The organism is Catellatospora sp. TT07R-123 (genome assembly GCF_018327705.1).
Lineage (GTDB): Bacteria > Actinomycetota > Actinomycetes > Mycobacteriales > Micromonosporaceae > Catellatospora.
This window is the reverse complement of sequence record NZ_BNEM01000002.1, coordinates 2,576,881-2,599,856: the sequence shown is the minus strand read 5'-3', so window position 1 is coordinate 2,599,856 and position 22,976 is coordinate 2,576,881. Positions and strand designations below refer to the sequence as shown.

Annotated in this window: 14 protein-coding genes; 5 read left to right on the top strand and 9 right to left on the bottom strand. The window is 69.2% G+C overall.

From position 1 onward, the window contains the following. Positions 1-7 precede the first annotated feature (7 nt). Genes Cs7R123_RS31375 through Cs7R123_RS31365 form a run of 3 tightly spaced genes read left to right on the top strand, consistent with a single transcriptional unit; the run spans position 8 to position 4,017 of the window. Positions 8-1,639, top strand: coding sequence for a hypothetical protein (locus tag Cs7R123_RS31375; protein ID WP_212831861.1), 1,632 nt, complete (start codon positions 8-10; stop codon positions 1,637-1,639). Then, positions 1,636-3,543 (top strand): TOMM precursor leader peptide-binding protein, encoded by a 1,908-nt coding sequence (locus Cs7R123_RS31370; protein WP_212831859.1) that lies wholly within the window; start codon positions 1,636-1,638, stop codon positions 3,541-3,543. Before Cs7R123_RS31375 ends, Cs7R123_RS31370 begins: the two co-directional genes overlap by 4 nt. A gap of 18 nt (positions 3,544-3,561) precedes the next feature. Next, positions 3,562-4,017: an ATP-binding protein gene (locus Cs7R123_RS31365; protein ID WP_212831855.1), complete on the top strand. Its 456-nt coding sequence runs from the start codon at positions 3,562-3,564 to the stop codon at positions 4,015-4,017. Between the two features lie 2 nt (positions 4,018-4,019). On the opposite strand, the gene Cs7R123_RS31360 is transcribed toward Cs7R123_RS31365, so the two are convergent. Beyond that, a complete protein-coding gene (locus Cs7R123_RS31360) occupies positions 4,020-4,538 on the bottom strand; it encodes an NUDIX hydrolase (RefSeq protein ID WP_212831853.1) in 519 nt (172 codons plus the stop codon). A gap of 219 nt (positions 4,539-4,757) precedes the next feature. On the opposite strand from Cs7R123_RS31360, the gene Cs7R123_RS31355 reads away from it, so the two are divergent. Continuing rightward, positions 4,758-5,378, top strand: coding sequence for a cyclopropane-fatty-acyl-phospholipid synthase family protein (locus tag Cs7R123_RS31355; protein WP_212831851.1), 621 nt, complete (start codon positions 4,758-4,760; stop codon positions 5,376-5,378). A gap of 149 nt (positions 5,379-5,527) precedes the next feature. Here the strand turns inward: Cs7R123_RS31355 and Cs7R123_RS31350 are convergent, their stop codons facing one another. From Cs7R123_RS31350 to Cs7R123_RS31335, 4 genes are all read right to left on the bottom strand, one after another. Further along, positions 5,528-7,603, bottom strand: a complete 2,076-nt coding sequence (locus tag Cs7R123_RS31350; protein WP_212831849.1) for a hypothetical protein — start codon at positions 7,601-7,603, stop codon at positions 5,528-5,530. Further along, entirely contained in the window at positions 7,600-8,457 is an 858-nt protein-coding gene (locus tag Cs7R123_RS31345; protein WP_212831847.1) for a TIR domain-containing protein, read from the bottom strand. The genes Cs7R123_RS31350 and Cs7R123_RS31345 overlap by 4 nt, the downstream gene beginning before the upstream one ends. 2 nt (positions 8,458-8,459) lie before the next feature. Beyond that, complete coding sequence (locus tag Cs7R123_RS31340; RefSeq protein ID WP_212831846.1) at positions 8,460-9,965, bottom strand: helix-turn-helix transcriptional regulator; 1,506 nt, start codon at positions 9,963-9,965, stop codon at positions 8,460-8,462. A gap of 180 nt (positions 9,966-10,145) precedes the next feature. Further along, positions 10,146-13,229 carry a DUF3427 domain-containing protein gene (locus Cs7R123_RS31335; RefSeq protein ID WP_212831844.1) on the bottom strand — a complete coding sequence of 1,028 codons (3,084 nt, stop codon included), beginning with the start codon at positions 13,227-13,229 and terminating at the stop codon, positions 10,146-10,148. 750 nt (positions 13,230-13,979) lie between these two features. On the opposite strand from Cs7R123_RS31335, the gene Cs7R123_RS31330 reads away from it, so the two are divergent. Beyond that, positions 13,980-14,987 (top strand): serine protease, encoded by a 1,008-nt coding sequence (locus Cs7R123_RS31330; RefSeq protein ID WP_244872256.1) that lies wholly within the window; start codon positions 13,980-13,982, stop codon positions 14,985-14,987. 296 nt (positions 14,988-15,283) lie between these two features. Here the strand turns inward: Cs7R123_RS31330 and Cs7R123_RS31325 are convergent, their stop codons facing one another. The 4 genes from Cs7R123_RS31325 to Cs7R123_RS31310 all read right to left on the bottom strand — a co-directional run bounded on the left by Cs7R123_RS31325 (position 15,284) and on the right by Cs7R123_RS31310 (position 22,887). Beyond that, the gene (locus Cs7R123_RS31325; protein ID WP_212831833.1) at positions 15,284-15,904 is read right to left on the bottom strand and encodes a hypothetical protein; all 621 of its coding nucleotides are present in this window, start codon (positions 15,902-15,904) and stop codon (positions 15,284-15,286) included. Positions 15,905-16,071: 167 nt separating this feature from the next. Then, positions 16,072-17,730 carry an SGNH/GDSL hydrolase family protein gene (locus tag Cs7R123_RS31320; RefSeq protein WP_212831832.1) on the bottom strand — a complete coding sequence of 553 codons (1,659 nt, stop codon included), beginning with the start codon at positions 17,728-17,730 and terminating at the stop codon, positions 16,072-16,074. 185 nt (positions 17,731-17,915) lie between these two features. Then, complete coding sequence (locus tag Cs7R123_RS31315; protein ID WP_212831830.1) at positions 17,916-19,109, bottom strand: hypothetical protein; 1,194 nt, start codon at positions 19,107-19,109, stop codon at positions 17,916-17,918. 244 nt (positions 19,110-19,353) lie between these two features. Then, complete coding sequence (locus tag Cs7R123_RS31310) at positions 19,354-22,887, bottom strand: LamG domain-containing protein (protein ID WP_212831829.1); 3,534 nt, start codon at positions 22,885-22,887, stop codon at positions 19,354-19,356. Between the last annotated feature and the right edge of the window lie 89 nt (positions 22,888-22,976).

Here is a 22,976-nt window from a genome sequence, read left to right as displayed (position 1 = left end):
AACACACGTGACCTTAACGCTGCGTCCGTTCGTAGATGTGGCGCCGATTCCTGACGGTGTCTATTTCAGCGGTCCGACGTCACAGTTCGTAATGAAGGGCTGGAGCGGTCTCTACCAGGTCGCCTCCGTGTGCGTGAAGCTGCTCGCGGGTGGCGCCACCGAGCCCGAACTCGTCGCAGTGTTCGGCACGCCGAAGGTGGAGCCGGTGGTGCGGCGGATCCTGCACGGCCTGAGCGAGCACGGAATGCTGCTGACCGAGAAGGACGCTGGAGACCTCGGGGCAGCTCCGCGCGGAGCGGCAGGTCACGCCCTCGCGTTCCTTGAGGCGGTGAGCAGCGAGCCGCACGGGGCGTTCGAACGTCTGCGTGGGGGGAAGCTGGCCGTGCGCGGCCTGCCGGCCAGCGGTGCCGCTGTCGTGGCCACGCTGCTGGAGATCGGGTTCAGCCAGGTGAGCTGTAGCGAATCCGACGGCGACCTGGACGTCGACGGTGTTCTCTGCTGTGTCGCCCGGCCGGAGGAGCTGTCCGGCATCACCCTGCCCGGTGCGGCCGAGACGTTGGTGGTACCCGTCCTGCTCGGCGACGTCCTGCGGGTCGCCGGTCCGGCGGTGAGCCGCAAGGATCTGCCGACCGTGGCCGAGATCTGGAAGCGGGCGGACCGCTGGCGGCGGGATGGCACGGCACCGGATGCCGAGGTCGCCGATGCATTCGCGCTCGGCTTCGCCGGGCATCTGCTCTTCGACGCACTCGCAGGCCTCGCCACCGGCACGTTCGCCGTCGTCCACGGACATCAGCCGGCCGTGGATCGACCGGCCTACACCCCGCGGGCGGTGATCGAGCCGTCGGCTCGGCTCCGGCTTGAATCCGTCGACTCCGCCGAGGTGGCTGTCCCGCAGGTCCTCGCCGCCGTGGTGGACATGTCCAAGGAGTGGACCGGTCTGTTCGCGTCTGGACCGGGGGAGAAGACCCTTCCGCAGGTGCCGCTCGCACTCCGGGAGATCGAGTTGCGAGAGGGACCTTCCCGGGAGAACGTGGCGTCGTGGGGTCCGGACCAGGAGGCCGCCACGTTGGTGATCGCAGTGGACGGGGTGCGGCTGATGGGGGCGGCACCGGCCGGCCTGACCGCGGAGCGCTGGCTCCTGGACGGTGTGCTCAGGCTCCTGGCCGATGAAGCCGAATACACGGGCGACTCCACCGATGCCATGTGCGACGCGGACGGTCGCCGAGTCCGTCGGGCGCTGGCGGTGTCGGGGGTGGGGGAGCTTCAGCTCAAGGTGAGCGCGCTGCCTGGAGTCGACTGGCCTATGGTGTCGGCCCATGACGAGGACGGGGCGATGCTCGCTGCGGCATGGGCGGAAGACGAGAGAGGCGCGGGTTTCGAAGCACTCGCGACCGTTCTCGCCAGCCGACAGGTGTCGGCGGCCGGGCAGGCGGCAACCATGTCTCGACTCCGCACCGGCCGGCTGGTCTACGGCGATCCCGAGCGGATCAGCCGACTGCGGGCGCAGCTATGCGACTACCTCGCCGCAAGCGGGAGAAGGGCAGAGGGGCGTCCCAGCGGATCTGATCCGGTGCTCGGACAGCTCCCCTTCTGGACCGGGTCGGTCCAACTGGTTCCTGCGGAAGGAGTCTGCCGATGACCCTCATGGACGAGCAGCTCGTCTGGGGCCCAGGTCTGACCGCCTCGGACGACGTCTGGGCTGAACCGCTGACGCAGCTGTCCGCCGTGATGCCCGCGGCTCGGATCGCCGCGTCACGTGGCTGGAACCTTGATTGGGAACGCTCGCAATGGGCGCACGGCGCCGCCGATGAGCTGGTATCTGTCCGCATCCTCCAGGACGAGGTTCTCATCGGGCCGCGCTGGCGTGCCATCGATCAGGTCGGCTGCGCCGGCTGCGCCGAGTTCCGGGAACGGGCGGTCCAGGAGCACCCCCTCGTAAACGACCTGAGGTACGCCCGGGTGCGCACGATGACGAACCACCCATTCCTGCCGCACCTGCTCTCAGCGGCTGTTGCGCAGTTGCGGTTGGAGCCGTTGCGCGTCGGCACGCTGCTGGCCGTGGGTGCGGGCGGCCTGCGCCGGCACCGGATCGCGCGTAGCGCCGAGTGTTCGATCTGCGCACGTCATCCGGCGGAAGCTGCCGCTGCTCCGGATCCGCTGGGTTTCATCGGACGGCCGGCGCTTGAGGAAGATCCGGGCCGGGGGAGAGCCTCCGCGGCGTTGATCAAGAACAACGTCCTGCGCAGTCGTCTCGTCGACAGCCGGTTCGGCCCGGTCGGCGCACTCGTACGCGAGGCGAAGGGGCCGTTCGCCACGAGCGGCGCCCAGATGCCCGACTGCCCGAAGCGGGGGTACGGGCATGGGACCACCTTCGGTGAGAGTGAGGCAGTGGCGATCATCGAGGCGTACGAGCGTTTCGCCGGATTCCCGTTCGACGCCGCGGTACTGACGGACGTGGCCTTCGACGACATCAGCGATCGCGCGCTGGACCCCTGGACGCTGGGCCGCTATGCGCCGGCCCAGCTCGCGCACCCCTCCTGCACGGTGACGCCGTGGGACAGGTCCAGCCCGACCGACTGGGTGTGGGGCCATGACCTGGCGACCGGTGAGCCCCGCCTCGTGCCGGCAGACATCGCGTACTACCAGTACGAGTACACCTTCCGCCGGGATCGTCGCGCCGCCCGAGGCGCCGACCCGGCCACTCATCGAAGGTTCTTCCACGAATCCGCCAGCGGCTGTGCGGCCGGGGCGAGCTTGGAGGAGGCGACACTGCACTCGCTGCTGGAGTTGGCCGAACGCGACGCCTTCCTCCTGTCCTGGCACGGGCGCAGACCTCTACCGCGAATCGTCAACTCGAGCATCGTCGACCACGGGTGCCAGGCACTGATCGAGTTCATCGAGGCGCGCGGATTCGACGTGCACGTCCTGGTCGCGACCCAGGACATCCGGCTCCCGATAGTGTGGGTGCTGGCGATCAATCGCGACGGTGTCTTCCCGGCACATTTCTCGTCCGGCGGCTCCGGCATCCTTCCCCGCGGCGCTGTTCACGGCGCGCTCCGTGAGGTGGCGCAACTGGTCTCGATGCACGGCCACTGGGACCTGGACGAGCTGCGCGCCATGTACGCCGACCCCTGGCGCCTGGTGGAAATGGAGCAGCACGCGAGGCTGGGCGCACTGCCTGAGATGCTGCCGCGCGTCTCGGCGGTGCTCGGGGGCCCCGAGCTGTCGATCCGAGAAGCCTTCCCGGATTGGCCGGAGGTATTGGTCGACGCGGCCGACGGCGACGTGACGGGCGCGCTGCGGTTCGTGCACGACCTCTACCGAGACGCAGGGCTGCGTGAGGTCGTGGTAGTCGATCAGCGCACGCGCGAGCACGTCGACGCCAGCATCGCGGTGGTGAAGGCGGTCGTCCCCGGCATGGTGCCGATGTGCTTCGGCTACGCCCAGCAGCGCCTGGTGGGTCTGCCCCGACTGGACGCCGTGATGAAGGGGACCGTGCAGGACCACCCCGAGGTGCCGTTCGACCCGCACCCGTTTCCCTGATGCCGGACGCTCGTCCCCATGATCGGGCCGAGCCGGTCACCGGGCATCCTGCGGCTGGTCACCCGCCGGGACGGCGACGGCGTGATCGCCGAGATCGGCGACGACGGCCCGGGTATGCCACCGGCCGTGCTGGCGCATGCCTTCGAGGCGTTCTACACGACCAAGGACGTCGGCAGGGGTACGGGTCTCGGGCTCGACATCGCCCGCCGGCTGCGTCGAGGCGACATCATGATGGTCATGCGGTCACCCCGGAAGGCCGGCAGGCAGGCCCTTGTCATGTCGGTCCTGTGGCGAGTGCTCGTCTGGCTGCTGGTGTCGACCGTTCTGGCGTGCGCGATCGGCGGCTGGGCGCTGCCGGAGGGCGACCCGCTCTTCCGAGTCGGTGCGATAGCGTTCGCCGTCATCTTCGGGTACATCGCCATCCGGTTCGAGCTGATGATGCGTTCGGCAGGGCGGTCGGACCAGGAGGACTGAGGTCACTGCCCCCCGTCGTGCAGGTAGGCGACCTGGCCTGAAGCGAGCGCGTCCAGCGCTGCCGCGATACGCCGCGCGAGTCGTTCAGACAGCATCTGCTCGGCCGAACTGGGGGCCACGAAACTGTGGGAAGTGAGTTCCCCGTCCAGACGAGTGATCGAGTCGATGACTTCCACCGGCAGGATTCCGCCGTCGAAGATGAACATGAGGCTGTCATCCCATGGGTCATGCGGGGGCACCCAGTCGACGGCCAGTAGGCGGCCGCCAGGCCAGGACAGTCCAAGCTCCTCGCGAACCTCGCGGATGGCCGCACCGAGCGGCGGTTCATTGGCGTTCGCCATGCCACCTGGAAGATCCCAGTAAGGCTTGTAGCTCGGCTCGACGATCAGGACCTTCCCCGTCGCGTCGCGGAACAAGACGTCCGCGCCGACACGTTTCCGGGGCTGGGTCCGGTTACCCTCGGCGAGATGGTCGCGCCATGCCTGAGGGTCGCGTCGATAGAGCGGGATCTCGGAGCTCACTGCAACCAGCCGTCGGAGTCGACCTCTGTGTCTGGCGGTCAATCCACCTTAAGCTGTCGGGATAGCAGATCCTGGCAGCGTATGGGATCTCCACGATTGTGAGCATACGGCGACAGGCGATGCGTCATCTCGTCGAGTTGTCGGACGATCAGCGGGATACGCCAGGGCCGAGACTTGAGCGCCACGCGTGAAGCGCGGCGGCGCTGGCACCATGAAGGTATGACTGTGACTCCACCGACCCCTGCCGACGGTTGGGACGCGACCTACCAGGCAACACCGCCGTGGGACATCGACCGCCCCCAACCAGCCCTCGCGGCGTTCGCCACCGCGGGTGGCCTGCACGGCCGGTTGCTCGACGTCGGCTGCGGCACCGGCGAGCACGTGCTGCTGGCCGCGTCGCTCGGCCTGGACGCGACCGGCGTCGACATCGCGCCGACGGCGATCCGGCTGGCGCAGCAGAAGGCCGCGGCGCGGGGTGTCACCGCGGCCCGCTTCGTCCTGGGCGACATCCTCTCGCCGACGACCCGGGCGGAGCTGGGCGGCCCGTACGACACGATCACCGACTCCGGGGTGTTCCACACCTTCACCGACGACGACCGCCCGGCGTTCGTCTCCGCCGTGCGGTCGCTGCTGTCGGCGGGCGGACGGTACGTGATGCTGGTCTTCAGCGACGCCGAGCCCGGCACGTGGGGGCCGCGGCGCATCAGCCGCGCCGAGATCCGCACCGCGCTCGCCGACGGCTGGCAGATCGAGTCGATCGAGCCGGTGACGATGGAGGTCGTCGGTCTCCCGCAGCACGAGGTGAGCTGCTGGCTGACGCTCGCCAGGGCGGTGGACTGACCGGGTGGGACAGGATTGTGGCCGCCTTGGCGCTTGCCGGGGCGGCCACAATGCGTACGCGACAGTGTCGCCGGTGAGGGGTGACCGGTGGGGTGCCCGAAACGGCCTGGCAGCACGGCACGGGGATCGAGTCTCCCGTGAGGCTGACCTCAACTTTGAGGCTTCTCCGGCTCGCCGTCGGCGTATCTGCGGGCGTGCAGGCGTCGGCGTTCATGGTCACGCTGGATCCACTGCTGGCCGTCTGCGGCGACCGCTTCCAGCACCCGCAGCGCGGAGTTGATGCCCGATGAGTCGATCGCGAGCTCGTAGAGCTGCTGCGGGTCCTGCTCCCGGGCGTCGGACAGGCCGGCGCCGAAGCCTTCGATCCTGATGTCGATGGCATCGTGGTTCCCGTCGACCAGCATCACCCGCAGCGCCCGGCTGGGTGGCACTTCGTCAGGCGTTGGATCCGTCGTCCGCCACCGGCGTCCGAGCTCGGCCACCCTGGCGACGGCGATGGCGTCGTATCGGAACGACTGCCGCTCCTGTTTGCGCTCCCTGCCGGAGGCGAAGTCGAGGGTGGTGCGCCACTGGCGTACACCGCTTTTGGTCAAGAGGAAGATCGTCACGATGTATCGGGAGTAGCGCACCGGGCCGAAGACGTACCGGGCTCGCAGGCATCCCGGGTCCGGCTCGGTGAGCACCAGGTGGGCGATGACGTCCCGGTGGGAGAGGCTGTACAGCTCCATCGCCGTGTCCTTGAGAAGCTGGAGGTCGAACTGCAGCCACTTTCCCATCTCGATGTCGGTAGGGCGGGCCTCCAGCCGTTCCTGCCAGGACTCGTAGGCCGCCTGCTCGATCTGCAGGCGGTGGTGAGCCCTCGCTAGCCCCATGCTCCGTTCGTACCTGCGCCGCAGCAACGCGTTGGTCCCGGGCACGCAGCATGCCGCCGCGATGAGCCCGAGCAGCTGAAGGAGCATGCCGTAACCGGGACCGGTCAGGTTCACGACCGCTGCCAGCGCAGTGGCAGTCATCAGCAGCGCAATGCTCGCGGCGCAGCACAAGGTGAGTCTCGCGCTCGGGCGCTGCTTCGGCGGCATCAGGCTGGCCTCGTGCCGCCACCGAGCGGCTACCACCCTTGCGTGGTGCCTGACCAGCCAGTAGATCTCGTTGACCTTGATGTCGGAATAGAACTCGCCCAGTTCCCGGGCGATGATCTTCCGCTGCGGTTTGGTCGCCTCGAGCCATGCGACGCGCGATGCCGAATCCGTGGCGTACTCGCCGAAGGCCTTGAGGAGCGCCCGGGAGACGCTGTACCGGAATCGCTTCTCGTTGGGGGGAACCTCGGGCTTCCACTTGAGTTCGGCGGGCCGACCGCCGGTCCGCGCCGGGACGGGCGGGAGCGTGAGGGATCGCCATCTCGGCACGCTGACCAGGTAGAGAAGGCTGCCGGCGATCCACGCCGTCGCAGCGGCGACGGTCAGGATCGCACCTGCCTGGAACATCAGGGGCAGCAGGGCCCACATGACGCCGATCCAGGCCAGTGTGCTGACCAGCAGCCAGAAGACGCGGGCCCTGGGGACCGGCGCCGGCTCGCGGTACATGAGGCGAGGGGCAGCAGGAACAGGTTCGAAGAACAGCGGCACCCGTGCCTGGCGGCCGCCTCGGGACCGGTTCGCGCGCGCGTGTTCGACTTCGGTCCTCGCGACGCGGCCCTGCAGTGCCCCGCTGAGGAGCATGTCCAGGTTTCCGGTGATCTCCTCCATCCGCTCCGCGGGCAGACGGTCGAGCCCGGCGACGATCCGGTCGATCTCGGCCGGGTCGTCCTTTCCGATCTCCTGGTTGACCGCGCAGTCGAGCAGGCCGCTCACGATGTCGATCGCCTCACTCCATCGGCTCCGGGGTGAACTGTCGGCGATCTTGCGGGCCGACCGGAGCTTGTCGAAGTGGGTGACATTGAGGAACTCCAGCGACTGCCCACTGAGGATGGCGAGCATCCAGTGATAAGCGGCCTCGATGGACTCGTAGCCGTTCATCACCGCCTCGCTGATGAGTTCCTCGGCCTTGCGGGGCACGCCGGCGCGCAGGAAGTTGACGCCCACTCGGAATTGGCGCTCCGCGTCGGGCCGGCCGCCGACGCTGTAGAAGTTGGCGTTGTGCAGCACTCCGATCTGAACATCGACGTGTGCGTCGTCCTGTGCGATGTTCTGTACGAGTGGACTCGGCGGGTTGGCCAGGGTGGTCATGCCGAGACCTTGGCCAGGATGGTCGCGGCGAGCGCCGCCAATGGTCCGATGTCGCCGACCAGCCGTTCGAGGCGGCGCATCGCGCGGACGAAGCGCCCGCGTGCCTCGGGGTCGGCAGTGGCGGCATCGGCTTCGGCGACGTCGAGCTCGCACGTCGCCTCCCGGAGCGCCTCGCCGTCCAGACGTCCGCTGCGGTATGCCAGCTCCAGGTGGCTGCGCAGTGAGTCGAGTAGCGGGGTCAGGTCCGGTGGCGCCGCGGGAGCCGGCCCGAAGTACACGGTGCCGGAGATGTTGGCGATCTGGTTGCCGACATGTGCGCCGGCGTGGGCGATGTTCTCGATGCGCTGGGTCACCTGCTGCTCCTTCCGGCCGGACTCGTTCGCGGAGATGTGCTCGTTCCCAAGTTCCTGCAGGTCGTCGATGAGCCTGGCGATGTCCCAGGGATAGTTGCGGTGGTCCAGGCGCCGATACTGGTAGCTCGCCAGGGCCCGGATGTCGTGCGGCAGGTCCTGTGCCGTCGGCATGGCCGCGCCGGTCAGCAGCAGCGGGATCACCCGCCGCCCCTTGCCGATGGCCGCGGCGATCTCCTGGAACACCCAGTCGTCGGGCTGGTCGAGCCTGCGGGTGCCGTCCGGGGTGGCGGCGGTCAGCCAGGCCGGTCCGATGACGGAGAGCATCACCTCGCAACCGGCCGCCTGACGCAGCAGCATGGCGGCGTAGTCCTCGCCTGGCGGAATGGAACGGTTCGACTTGAAGACGCGGTCGCGGTCCAGCCGCTGGACGAGTGCGTCGTAGAGCAGCGACGCAGCGTACGCCCCGTCCTCGTTGCGGGAGTTGATGAAAACCGTCGGCATGCTCACATCGGTCTCCGGACGTCGGTGGTGAGGATGTGGTTCATCTCGGTGAGCAGGTGCGACACGGCGGCGTGCCGGCGGTGGCGGTTCAGCACCCGCACGAGCGCGCGCAGGTCGCGCAGCGCTGTCGCCGATGCGGTGTCCGCCACCGCGGGCAGCAGTCGCCACGTCAGCGCGCACGCCTGGTCGATCTCATTCGCGGCGGCGTGCGCCAGAGCCTGCCTGGCTCCGAAGTAAAGGTGCGCGCGGCGGGCCTGCACGGGCAGCGCGGCCCGTTGAACCTCCAGCATCGAGGCGGCCCGGCTCGGACGGCCGAGCAGGTAGAGGCAGTAGGCCGTGGTGATGGCGACGTGGTCGGTCACCGTGGACGCCTCCAGCCCGGCCAGATCCTCGGCCGGTTCACCCGCGGCGACGCGCAGCAGTTGTCCGGCACGTTCCAGAGCGTGTCGGCAGGCCGTCTCGTCGCCCGCTCGAGCGTGCCCCAACGCCTCGCGCAGCGCGGCGAGCCCCAACGTCCGCGAGGAGACGCCGGGCAGGCTCTGCGCGGAACGCGCGAGTCCGATGATCTCTTCGGCGGGTCCCGCGGCGTAGAAGGTCAGCAGTGCTTGGCGTGCCAGGACATACGCCATGAGGCCGGGGCTCTCGCAGCGCAGTGCCCAACTGCGGGCCTGCGTCGTCCACCGGCCCGCGGCGGCGAAGTCGCCCGCTTCCTGGAACATCTTGCCGGTGTAGATCGCATAGTGCGATGCCACGGTCAGCAGCTCCGTCGGCCTACGCGAGCCTACGGTCTCGGCAATGCGCCGGATCCCGTTGGTCTTGCTGACCAGCACCGGAAGGGCGAGCTCCGGGCTGACCTGCTGACACATGGCCCTGATCGTGGAGAACAGGCTCGTCAGCTCGGTCACATCGGTCTGCGCGGCCGTGACCGGGCCGTCGAACCAGCGGGAGACCCCCAGCGCCGCGCTCGTGCGAAGAGCCGTGCGCCGGTCGATCTCGGTGAACCAACCTCGGCCACTCACGTCGACTCCCATCACCCATGCCTGCTCGTCTTCCCGGGCCGCGTCGTGCGGCACCGGGTCCAGCAGAGCCACCAGCGCTCCGTCCGCCGCGAGCAGGCGATCGCAATGCCGGGCGATGTCCCGCGAAGGGATCCTTCGCCCGTGCTCGTAATTGGACAGCGAGCCCGGATCGCAGGGAATCCGCACCGCCAGTTGCCGGAGCGTCAGGCCCGCCGCCTTGCGGAGGCGTTGCAGCTCTGATCCAAAAGTCTGGTACGGCAACGGCAGCGGTGCACGACTGGGCATGTTGTCGTCGGGGATGACAACAACGGGTGTGTATTGCTGTGACTGGTGCTCGTCGACTGCGGCGAGGCACCTTCGGCGCATCTCGCTGGACCCGGTGGACAAGCCTCGCTCGACCTTGCTGATGTAGGTGCGGTCATACCCGGTGAGCTCTGCCAGTTGGATGAGGGAGAGCCCGGCCGCGATCCGGCGTCGACGCAAGTCCATAAGCGACAATAAACCAGCGAACGTCGATGCGATGGCTCGCTGACCAGGACGATGACGAGCTGACGCAGTGACCCCTGCTCGCAGGGGTGCAACGACGTCACTGCTGCCCGGCGAGCCGCCTCGGCCGGTAGGCATCGGCCGCGCTCGAACCGCGCCGGGGGCGGCCCGGCTGACGGAGCATCAGGCTGCGACGGCCGCGCGCCGGAACAGCTCCTCCGGCATGGGTTCGTCCAGCCGCCAGGTGACCGCCATCGGCTTCTCGCCGCGATGATCGACATACTGAGCCGTGCCGTGGAATACGTACGGCTCCGGGTGCCCTGCCTCGGTGGACTTGCTTTCGCGGGTGAACAGCAGGATGTGGCTGCCCAGCTGCGCGTGGTGGCGATAGCGCACCCCGACCGACGAGGTCCCCGACGTGCTGTTCTGTGACTCCCAGTGGAACAGCTCCGGGGTCAGCGCGTAGTCGCGGTACATCGTTTGCGGCGAGAACTCCTTCTCGTTCTTGCGCAGGGTCACCAGCAGCGCGTCACACTGGGTCGCCGGCGCCCAGGCGACACCGCTCTGCATGTGTGCGGGGACCCGCCGTCCGAGCTCCGCCCACCCCAGCGCGGCCAGGATCTCATCGGTGGAGTAGCGAGCGTTGACCGTCAGCGGCACCTGCGACAGCGCCTCGGTCAGCGGCTTGGCTACCCGCCGCGGCCGGTCCGCCGTGTACGCGACGATCTGGCGCAGTTCGTCGCGTACATACCTCTCGCTGCGGAGCCGGCTCAGCGCCTCGTCATAGTCGGCGAAGTCGTCCCCGTCACGCCAGATCGAGAAGACCAGCATCCGAGCGAACGCCTGCTCGACGGGGGACAGGTCTGCGTACGGCGCTGAAGCGGTCGCCAGCTGCGCATACGCTGCCGCTCGGGGCTCGTCGTCCACGTGTAGGAACGCCCGCAACCGCCGTCCGACGGTGTGCTCCAGCTCAGAACCTTCGCCGGGAAGCAGGCCGCTGCGCCGCAGCAGCAAGGTCCAGTAACGCTCGCGCCGGTAGACGTCGACGATGTCACGCCCGCTGGCCTCCAGGTAGTCGGCGAGCTTGGGCTGCGCGTACCTGCGCAGCTCCTGCACCAGCACGGCGGCCTTGACGCTCAGGTGCTCCTGGAGGCTGCTGAGCAGGCGTTCCTTGGCGATCCGGTCGAGCACCACCTGGCAGCCGGGCGGCAGCCTCGGGAAGTCCTTCGCGACGTCGTCTTCGAGGCGGCCGCGGAACAGCCCGGTCAGCGCCTGGAAGCGGTTCTCCAGCCGGAACTCGGCGCGGTGCTGGCCGACGAAGTCCAACACGGTCAGCACATCCTTCTCCGGCGTACGCCGCAGACCACGCCCGAGCTGCTGCAAGAACACCGTGGCGCTCTGCGTCGGCCGCAGCATCAGGATCGTGTTGATATCCGGGATGTCCAGGCCCTCGTTGAAAAGGTCCACCGCGAACAGGAACGTGACCCGCCCCGCCCGCAGGTCGTCGAGGGCCTCGCGCCGCTGGTCGACCGATGTGGTGCCGTCGACGGCACGCGACAGGACGCCGTGGCTGGTGAAGAACTCGGCCATGAACCGCGCGTGCTGCACCGAGACGCAGAACCCCAGACCGCGTACCGCTCCAAGATCACTGACCTTGTCCCGCACCGCGTTGAAGACCAGCCGGGCGCGATCCTTGTTGCCGGTGTACGCAGCGTCGAGGGCGTCGCTGTCGTAGGCGCCCCGTACCCATTCCAGGCGGGTGAGGTCGGTCTCGTCGTTGATGCCGAAGTAGTGGAACGGGCACAGCAGGTCGGCATGCAGTGCGTCCCAGAGGCGCAGCTCGGCGGAGATGTGCCGGTCGAAGAACTCGTCCTGCACCCAGGTGCCATCGGCCCGTTCCGGTGTGGCGGTCAGCCCGAGCAGTTCCTGCGGCCGCAGGTGGTCGAGGATGCGCCGGTAGGTCGGCGCATGAGCATGGTGGAACTCGTCGATGACCACGACGTCGAAGTGTTCCGGCGCGAGGTCGGCGATATTGCGGTGCAGGGACTGCACCGAGGCGAAGACGTGGTGCCATTCGCGGGTGCGGTCGTCGCCGACGTGCAGCTCCCCGAACGTGGGCCGGGCGAGGACCTGCCGGTAGGTGTGCAGCGCCTGGTCCAGGATCTCCCGCCGGTGTGCGACGAACAGCAGGCTGGGCAGCCTGCCGAGCCGCTGCTGCAGGTTGCGGTAGTCGAACGCGGCGGTGACAGTCTTGCCGGTGCCGGTCGCGGCGACAAGCAGGTTGCGGTGCCGGTCGTGTGCGGTGCGTTCGAGGTCGAGGTCTTCCAGCATTTCGCGCTGATGCGGGTACGGGTGCGGCACCAGGGCCGGCACGTCGATCAGCCGTCGCTTGGTGGACGTGGTGACGGCCAGCGCCTCATCCAGCCGCTGCGCATGCTCGGCCGGGTCGTACAGCTCGAACTCGGTGCGGTCCCAGTAGGAGTCGAAGGTCGCGCGGAACTTCTCCAGCAGCCGTGGCGTGGTGACCGCCGACAGGCGGACGTTCCACTCCAGGCCGTCGAGCAGGGCAGCCGCGGACAGGTTCGAGCTGCCGACGTACGCCGTGTCGAAGCCCGTGTCCCGGCGCAGCAGCCAGGCCTTGGCATGCAGGCGGGTCGAGTTCTGCTCGTAGCTGATCTTCACCTGAGCGCCGAAGTCGTTGACCAGCCGGTCCAGGGCGCGGCGCTCAGTAGCTCCCATGTACGTCGTGGTGATCACCCGCAGCGGCACACCGCGCCGCTGCAACTGCTCCATCCGCTGCTCCAGGATGCGCAGCCCGGACCATTTGACGAACGCGCAGAGCAGGTCGACGCCGTTGGCACTAGCCAGCTCGGCGGCGAGCTCGTGCGCGAGGTGCGGATCCTCCCGGGCATTGGTGAGCAGCGCGGCCTCAGCCAGGGCCGTCGACGGCCGCACCGGCGGCTGGGCGCCCGGCTCTCCGGCCGTGATCGCGAGCAGCTTGCCCGGCCCGGCGTGGACCAGCTCGGGGTCGGCGAAGGTGCGGAGCAGTTGATTGGCGAACTCGACCTGTGCGTCGGTGCCCCGCAGAGCGGCGAGGGCGCGTGCGGCGGCTTCACCGATGTAGCGGCCCAGCAGGTGCGCAGCGTCGGCTTCGTCGATGCCGTCGACGTGGACCACGTGCCCGGCGGCGCGCCACTGATCGACCTGCTCGTTGAGCCGCTGGGTCAGCAGGGTGTCGTAGAGCCCGAGGATGGGAGAGTCCGCCATCACGAGATCGTAGGCATGGGCGCCGCTCGTTGGGGGGCCGGCGAAGTCGATGTGGGCGGATGATTCCGGACACCGACCGGATGGCCCTCAGCGTGCTCTTCCGCATACGCAGGGTGATCCTCTCGGAGGAGACGCCTCCGCGGAGCCGGCAGTCGTCGCCGACTCTTCAGTCCACATCGGACACCGAATTCGTCCAGGCCACCGGGAGTGAGTCCGCATGACCACGCTTCCTGTGCCTGGTCACCTCTCCCTGGTGGATGCGGCACCCGTCCGCGCTGTCGAGTTCCGGTGGCCCGAGCTGCCGCCGGGTCGCCCGTCGGCGTGCGGCCAGTCGCCCGCTCCATCCGTGCGGCATCCGCCGGGACGTCCTGGGATAGGCGCGTTGTCGCCCGACTCGATTGCGCCCTGTCGAACGTCACCCGCATGGCCGGAAGCGGGACTGACCTGTGAGTACGGCTACTCCGAAGCGGCGCCCGCCAGCCGTGTTCCCGGCCGCCGATGCCATTGCGCGGGATCGCCGCAGTCGTCGTCCATGACTATGCGATAGCGCATTCCAGTCTGCCTGTACCGCAATGGACGATGGCGCCTCGCCGCGGGGGATGACCGGTGATCCTCACTCTTCTCATATGCGGCTTCCATCGGCATTCATCATTCCACATCGAGGGACGTGGTCGTTTGATAAGCGTTGACACATTCAGGTGTATCGATAACGCTGTGACCTACCCCAGCTCCCCACAGAAGGGATGTCTAGTGTCAATCACCTCGAAATGGTCAGTCGCGACCGGCCTGGCGGCCGTGCTCGTGCTGGCCGGCGGGACGACTGCCTCGGCTGCGCAGTCGACCACCGCCGACCGCAGCGGCAACACCACCGCCGTGAACCGCACCCTCGACGGCCGCCCCGTCACCGACGAGGCGACCGCCAAGGAGGTCGTCGCGTACTGGACGCCGGAGCGCATGGCGGCCGCCGTCGACCTGGACTTCGTCCGGCCCAAGGCGTCCGGTGAGGCGTCGACCACCGTGCCCAGGCCGACCGGGCCCGCCGGCACGATCGCCCCGGCCGCGCCGAGCAGCACGATCGACCGCGCCGGGCTCATGCTCAACGAGTCGCTGGCCATCGGCAAGCTGTACTTCAACACGCCCTGGGGCGGCTCGTCGTGCTCGGCCAGCACGGTCTCCAGCGGCAAGCGCCGGCTGGTGATGACCGCGGGGCACTGCGTGCACAGCGGCGGCGCCGGCGGCTCCTGGTACGGCAACTGGGTGTTCGTCCCGCAGTACCGCAGCGGCAGCCAGCCGTGGGGGTCCTTCGCGGCCTACACGGTGGCGACCCGTACCGCGTGGGTCAACAGCGCCAGCTACAACGAGGACATGGCCGTCGTCATCATGAACAACGGCGGCTACTGGGGCCTCAAGGTCGTCGACACCGTCGGCGGCCACGGCCTCCGGTGGAACTGGGGCTACGGCCCGTACATGACCGCGATCGGCTACCCGTCCAACCTCGGCGGCGGCGAGATCCAGTGGTTCTGCCAGAGCGGCACCTGGCACGGCCACGACGAGGTCATCCGGATGACCTGCCCGATGACCTACGGCTCCAGCGGCGGTCCATGGCTGCAGGAGTACAACGACGCGACCGGGTACGGCTACATCAACAGCGTCGTGAGCCACGGCGACAACCCGGGCAACGGCGAGTTCGACGGCCCCTACTTCGACAACGACATCAAGAGCCTCTACGACTACGCCGAGGCCCTGTCCCCGGCGTGACCGGCGGCCTGACGTCCACCACCTGACCCCCGGTCCCCGGCCCCGACCAGGGCCGGGGATCGGGGCCGACCGGCTGAAGCCCACCGGCCGTCTCCAGCACGAACAGACAGGCCACGTGACGGGTACCCCGTACGTGGCCTGCCTGCCGTTCGGCCACGGAACGGACGGCACCTTCGATGATCTCGTCGTCGGTCACCCGAAGACCGTGCCGCTTCCGCCGCCACCGAGGCGACCGTGACCTGCGGCAGGCGCTTGACCGGCAGTTCGCGTCGACGACCTGCCGGTGCTCACGCCGCTCAGTCGCGCCGGGACATGCTGACGCCCATGTACACGCACACCGCGAGGACGTCGACGACGATGGCGACGAGGAACAGCACCGGCACCCGCCCCATCAGCCACAGGACGACGATGTTGAACGCGGTCAGGACGCCCACGAAGGTCAGCTTGGATCCCGGGCGGGCGGGCTCGGGTGTGAGGTCGGGCGCGGGACGGCCCGAGTATCGGGCCAGGGCGTCGTTGAGCTGCCGGATGGTGCGCTTGGTGTTGATCCAGTCGACGAGCACCTGACCGCCGGACTTGAGGTGGATCACCATGCCGCGTACGAGGTCGGGACGGCGCTTGTCGCCGGACACCCACCTGCCGAAGTCGAAGCGGTCGATGTCGTCCCAGGCCAGGGTGTGGCTGCCGTCTTCGCTCATGACGTACAGGCCGGCCGGGCCGTAGGTGAGCTTGTTCTGCGACATCAGGGTGAACACGACGGCACCGGCCATGAGCGCCACCACCAGGCAGACGAGCCCGGCGACCAGCGAGCCGGTCAGGTGGTAGACCCCTGGGGGCGCCACGATCATGCCAGCCAGCAGCAGCGAACCGACGATCATCGCCGTCGCCGACCGGATCACCCGCGTCCTCGCAACCATGGCGTGCAGGGTACGGCCGCCGAGCAACCGATGGGGGCCGGCGCTGCGTACGGGGCGACATCGTGATGGTCATGCGTTCACCCCGCAAGGCCGGCGCGTTCAGCGGTGGCATTGATGGCCGGGCACCTGGATGACGGGATGCCCGGCCCATCGTCGTGAGGATGCGGTTAGGTGCCGATCCCCGCCTGCCTGATCAGCTGGCTTGCCATCTCGACGTAGCCAGGGTTGTTGGGGTGGAAGGTTTCTGGGACGTCAGCCAGGTTGACGCCGTTGGCCCAGGTGTCGTCGCTGCAGATCCGGTGGCCGCGGAACGCTTCCAGCAGGTTCACGAACTTCACGCCCGAGTCGCCGAGCCGGGTGACCGCACCGCTGACGACGTTGTCGACCAGCGTGGCCGCCTCATAGATCCGCCTCAGCTCGGCGGTGGTGATCTGCGAGTTCACGACGGGACACCGGGTGAACGACGGCTGGGGATCCGCTGAGTCATCCGGATTGGGAAGGAAGGCCGGGTAGCTCAGCACGACCAGCAGACTGTTGTTCCTCATCTGAGATCGGATCGTCCGGTAGAGCCTGATCAGGTCTTCCTGGAGGGCGGCCGCCTCCTGCGCGGTGACGAGCGGGGCTGCCGAGCAGTCGCCGGTGACGCAGGCCCTGAGCCTCGGCGCGAAGCCGACGTCGTTGCCGCCCAGGGTCAGGGTCACCAGCCGGGTGCGCCGGGTCACGTAGTCCAGCTGTCTCGCTTCCGCGCCGGCGTCTGTCTGGGGGAAGAAGAAATCGGTGAACCTGGCGCCGTGGCAGGCCTTCAGGTTCGGCGTGTCGATGGAGATCCGCTCACCGTGGTCGCCGATCGGCAGCCCGCCGCCGCCCATCCGGTAGGAGTAGGTGTCGAGGCTGCGCCGGCACCCGGGCGGGTTCGGCGCGCCCAGGTAGGTGGAGGCGCCGGTCCCCGACGAGTAGGAGTCGCCCAGTGCCGCCCAGCGCGCCACCGGTGCCTGCAGTCCGGTCGAGAAGGCCCCGGTTCCCACGATGACGTGCAGGGTGGGGGTGCCCAGACCGGCGCAGAGCAGGTACCGCAGGCCCGGGATCGGGTTGCAGGCCCCCCAGGTCGCCGCGCCGGTGTTCATGTAGACGTCGAGGATGATCTCCACGGAGCGGCCGCCGTCATACAGGTCGCCCTGGTTCTCGAAGGACCCCTGGCTTGCCCCGGAGCTTCCGGTGCCCCCGAAGGAGGTGCCGACGTACCCGGTCTGGCCCTCGTAGTGCGGGGTCCAGTCGACGACCGAGGAGACGCCGGACATGTACCGAAGTACGAAGTTGCACGAGATGCCGGCCGTATAGACCGTGTCGGAGTAGGGGCCGATCGCCGAGTTGCTGCCCACGTAGGTGCTGCCGTAGATGCTCGGCTCGCAGACGGCCCCAGCCTGCGTCCCGTTGCCGTTGGTGCCGCCGCTGGAGTTCGAAGGAGACGCCGCGGTGATCTTCGCGTCCCGCATGAGTGCGGGCCCGCTCCCCGTGGCCGCTCCGGGAAGGGCGGCGGGTTCGACGGGTTTGAGCGGCGAGGTGAGCGGCGCGAACGTCTCGCCCGTACCCGGGATGGTCAGCGGCTGCGGAAGCTTCACCTGCGGGTCGAAGACCTGAGTCGGCCGCTGTGCTTTGGCCTGCGGGGTGTCCGCGAACACCCCGGTCATACCGGAATGGGCGGGAGCACCCGGCGCGGCTGGTGCCGCCAGGGCCGCCTGCGTGCCCGTCAGCAGGCTGCACGCGACGGCCACCGCCGTGATCAGCGTCGATCGCGGGCCTCGGGACAGGCGCCGTTGTGTCTTCACTACCGCCTCCTAGCGATAGAAATCAGTGGATGCCACTATAGACACCCATTGACACCACTGAATACCTGTCCGAATCCGCGGGGAGCGCCCGGCCGGGCGGAGGGAGCAACCGTACCGAGACGTGCTCCTCGGCCCGGGCGCGCTCGCGGCCGGACGGGACCCGGCCGGCCTGTTGGCGAACCGTCTCAGACGGCGCCGAGGAACTCCGCCCAGCCGCCGGCCGGCTTGTGGCCGACCGGCAGTGTGCGGAGCCTGGCGAGGACCGCGGGGGTCTGCACGTCGAGCCATTCGACCAGCTGCCGGAACGAGACGAACCGCACCGAGTCGTGCTGGGCCATCTCACGCACCGCGTCGGTGACCGCGTCCATGTAGATGCCGCCGTTCCACCGCTCGAAGTGGTTACCGATGATCAGCGGTGCGCGGTTGCCGGTGTAGGCGCGCCGGAAGCCGGCGAGGTACGCGTCACGGGCCTGCTTGTACCAGGTCGGCCGCTTGCTGGCGTCGCCGCCGCTGGGGGTGCGCGACTGGTTGAACATCATGTTGTAGTCCATCGCGAGGACTTCGAAGCTGTGCCCCGGGAACGGGATCTGCTGCATCGGCAGGTTCCAGAGCCCGTTGCGGAACTTCGACGGCCAGATCTGGATCCCGGTCCCCGAACTGTCGTAGCGCCACTGTCGGACCCGCTTCGCCTTCAGCAGGTTCGCCTGTCCTTCCAGGCAGGGCGTACGGCCGCCGATCAGCTCTTTCGCGTAGTCGAACGGCAGCGGCGGCAGATCGGTGAACCCGGTGTTCGTCCGCCACTGGGACACCATGGCGACAGCCTGGTCGATCTCACTGTCCCAGTCGTCGGGCGACCAGTCGGACACTCCGCCGGGACCGCAGAAGTGGCCGTTGAAATGGGTGCCGATCTCGTGGCCCTCGCGCCAGGCGAGACCGACCTGCTCGATGGCGCCGTGCACCGCCCGGTCCGACAGGAACCCGAGTGAGGAGGCACCGACCGGGTGGCGCGGCGGCCGGTAGAAGCTCCGCTTTCGTTCGGGGAGCGTGTAGATCCCGGACAGGAAGAACGTCATCGCGCCGTTCAGCTCGTGCGCCAGGCCGCGGAAGCGGGTGAACAGCTGGGCCGACCCGGCGCCGTCCCAGGACATGACCACGAACTGCGGCGGCGCCTCGCCCGGCCCGAGGCGTTGCGGGCTCGGCTGGTTCGGCTGGGGGCCGGTGTCCTGGGTGCTGCCGTCGCCGATCAACGTCGCCGTCGGCGAAGGGGTCGGTGCCGAAGTCGGCGGCGAAGTGGCGACAGGCGACGTGCTCGCGGACGGCCGGGACGGCGTCGGCGACTCCTCCGTGCACCCGGCCAGCGCGGAGGCCGTGGCCCCCATCGCCGCTCCCAGTACGGCTCTTCTACTGATCACCATCGCGGCCCGCCATCCCCGTATGTATCGAGCTGCGTCCAAGTTAGACGTTCCGAACCCGTGGGGCAATCACGGCCGGTGGCGGATACCCGCCTTATGCCGCAACGGATTCGCCGTGGTCTCGTGCCGAAGCGATGGGACGAAGCCGCGGGCGACCCGGAAGAGATCGCCCGCGGCTTCGTCTACCGCCGGGGAAGCCCCGGCCCCGGTCTCAGCCGGCGTTGTAGATGCCCGTCACCTCCCGGGCGTTCAGCGCACCCTGGAAGACGCGGACCTGGTCGATGTTGCCCTGGAAGAAGGCGTTCGTGATCATCGTGCCGACCCGGAGCGCACCGGTGGAGTCCCAGCCGGTCGCCCCGGTCGGCTGGTTCGTCTGCGCGACACCGTTCACGTAGAGGGTCACCCTGCCGGTGCCGGCGTTGAACGTGCCGACCAGGTGCACCCAGGTGTTGAGCGCGGCGGGGGCGTTCGAGTCGGCGCCGAACCAGTTGAGGCCGCCGGTCCCGTTCGGGTTGGTGATGGAGACGGCCCACTTGCCGGAGTTGCTGTAGAGGAGCTTCATCGCCGAGCCGACGGTGTCGCCCTGCTGCAGGATCACCTGGTCGATCGCCCCGCCGCGGGTGAGGTAGACCCACGCCGACACCGACAGCGAATCGTCGGTCTTGAGCACCCGGGTCGACGTCGTCGCCCCGCCCGCGATGCCGTCCAGTTGCAGCATGTCGTTGCCGTCATGGCCGCCCTGGGCGAAGGCCGACGTCGGTGGCGCGCCGGCCCACCCCGCGTCCAGGGTCAGCTGCCGGCCGAAGTACGCCGTGTCCAGCACGTTGTCGCAGTAGCACGACGAGCCGCCGTTGAAGTCCCAGTTGCCGACCTCGACCGGGGCCAGGATGCCCTGCTGCGCGGGAATGCCCTTGGCCGCGTCGGCGTCCGTACCGGTGAGGTCGTCGATCGTGATCGCCCGGTTCCAGACCCGCACATCCGAGATGTCGCCGTCGAACGCGTCCGAGGAACCGCCGTTCCACCAGCCTCGCCCGAGGCTCAGCGGGCCGACCGCCGTCCAGGGCGCCGCCGCCCGCGGCGACTCGCCCACGAGCGCGCCGTTGACGTACAGCCGCATGATCTTCTCGCTGGCGTCGTAGACGGCGGTGAGGTGCGCCCACCGGTTCAGGTCCGCGGTCGTGAACGTGGCCGGGCTGTACGCGGCCACGCCGCTGCTGGTCGTGGCGCTCGTGTTCATCATCATGAACGACCAGTGCGGCGTCGACGGCGAGCCCGTGTAGCGCAGGCCGAGGTAGAAGCCGCCGGCCCCGCTGGGGACGTCGGTGTCCTGGCCGATGGCGGTCATGTTGCCGGTACGGATGTTCGTCGGCTTCAGCCAGGCCGAGACGCTGAACGACTTCGCCGTGTCCAGGCCCGCCACGGTCTCGGTGGCGGACTGGCCGCTGTCGAAGTGCGATCCGTTGGCGCCCACGATCCGCGAGTCCGGCTTCCAGGTCGGCGCCGGGTTGCTCAGCGTCAGCGGGGTGCCGCTGACCTGGTCGGTCCAGTTGTGCGCGCGGATGTCGTCGAGCGGCAGGTTGGCGATCGCCGCTGACGGCGCGCCGACGGTGAACAGGTACGCCTTGGTGGGGCCGGGCGTGCCGGCCGGGTCCTTGGCGTACACGTAGAGGGTGTTCTGGCCGTAGCGCGGCGGCGTCAGCTGGAACACCGGCGAGGGCTGGCCCGCCGCGACGGTCACGGTGCTGGTGGGCGGGTCCGTCCAGCCGTACGCGTAGGACGTGACGTCCTGGCCCGTGGTCCCGGAGACGCTGAACTTGAAGTCACCGGAGACGCCGGGGCCGCCGTGGGCGGTCGTGCCCGCCGGGTAGGCGACCGAGGTCACCACCGGCTGCGGCGGAGGTGAGGCGTTGACGGTGAAGTCGCACCAGCTCGACCACGGCGACGAGTAGTACCCGTCGCTGGTGACCACCTGATATGAGTACGTGTGACCCTCGGCGCCGGCGCCGAGCGCGAGCGTGGTCGAGCCGACGTTGCCGGCCGGCTTCGACGGCCCGGCGACGTTCGTGACCGTGCCGACCGCGTTGTCCTTCCACGCGAACGTGGCCGACAGGGTGTCCGCGCCGTCGGCGTCGTTGTAGGTGGCCGACAGCACCGGCGACGTCGTGCCCACCACGCCGCCGCAGGCGACACCGGACACGTTCAGGTTGCTCGGCGCGGTCGGCACGGTGTCGTACGTGACCGACAGCGCCGGCCAGTCGTGGCTGCCCCAGTTCGAGTTGGTGTAGTACTTCTTCCACCGGTCCGAGGTGCTCTCGCCGCCGCCGCCGCTGTCGCAGGCGCACAGGCCGACCGGGTAGGTGCCCCAGGCGGCGTTCGCCACGGCCTGCAGGTCGGCGTTCAGCGTGCCGCTGGCGAACGAGGCCAGGTAGTCGGGCTGGTTGCTCCCGCAGCCACCCGCCTTGTTCGCGTGCGAGCCTGCCACGGCGAGGTAGATCGCACTCGCCCCGAGCGGCCGTGTGCCCCAGTCCATCCGGCCGGCGTTGCCCGAGGTGATCGTGCCGCCCGTCGGCCGGAACATGTACGAGTTGGTGTCCCCGCACGACCACGTGTGGTAGACCCAGATGTTCATGGAGGCGCCGAGGATCTTGTGGTTGCTGCCCGCCCACGACAGCGACCCCGACGAGGTGGCGAAGTCGAAGTACGACCGGTAGAGGGCGCCGTCGTAGGTGTTGCGGCCCACCCAGCCCAGGTTGCCGACGTCCCAGTTCGAGTTGATGTTGTTGGAGTACGCCCACTTGTACGCGCCCGGGCCGATCGCCGGGTCGATGTAGACCGGGTAGACCGTCTTCGAGCTGGACAGCATCGCCTGGTCCGGCGTGAGCTCCAGCTCGCCCGAGGCGGCGACGCCGACGGAGAGCTGGCTGGACCGCGCCGACAGGCCCGGCCGGGCCACGGTGGAGACCATCTCCTCCGACGGGTGGGCGGCGATGCTCGCCGCCGAGACGCCCGGCAGGACCTCACCGACCGCCGCCGGGTCGATCGAGGAGTCCCAGACCGACGCCGCCGCCGTGGCGGCGACCTCCTTGCTGGACGCGTCGGTGAAGCCCACCCGGCCGTCGGGCGTGCGCTTCGCCTTCACGTCCCCGCCGACCCGGAAACGGATCTTCTTCAGCGCCGGGTTTGCCGCCGCCGCGGCGTTCTTCACGATGAGAACGTGCTGGAAGCCGGTGGCGTTGGCCGTCAGCGCCAGGTCGACCCCGGGCAGCACGTCGGCATACCGCGCCGTGGCGCCCTCGATCGTCGGCGCCGGGAGCTTGCCCGGCCACGCCATCGTGAAGTTCTTGCCGCGCGCCTTCAGCGTCACCATCGGGCCCGCCCCGCCCGCCGAGAAGCGGACGTCAGTCGAGATCGCCCGCGGCGTGATCGAGCCGTCCGACGCCACCGTCAGCGTGGGGTCGATGTCGGCCCAGGAGCCGTCGGCGCGGTGGACCCAGCGCGGTGACGCGCCGGTGACCAGCGTGGTCGTGCCGTCCGGGTTGGCGAATCCCTGACCGATCTCGCTGCGTGCCGCCATGATCTCCACCCGCGCGCCACACGTCGCGGCCGCGCGGTCCGCCGCGTGCCTGTCGGGCGCCGACGCCGGGCAGGCGATCGCTGCGCTCGGTGCTGCCGCTGCCGCCGACGCCGCCGACGGCAGCGCGGTCAGCATGGACGCGATGGTGAGCAGACCTACGGCCCCGGCCATATGGGTGATCATCGCCCCGCTCGGCGCACGGCCTTGACGCATCCGGTTCATTGCAACCCTTCGACATTGGATTCCGTGGGCTTCCTGTC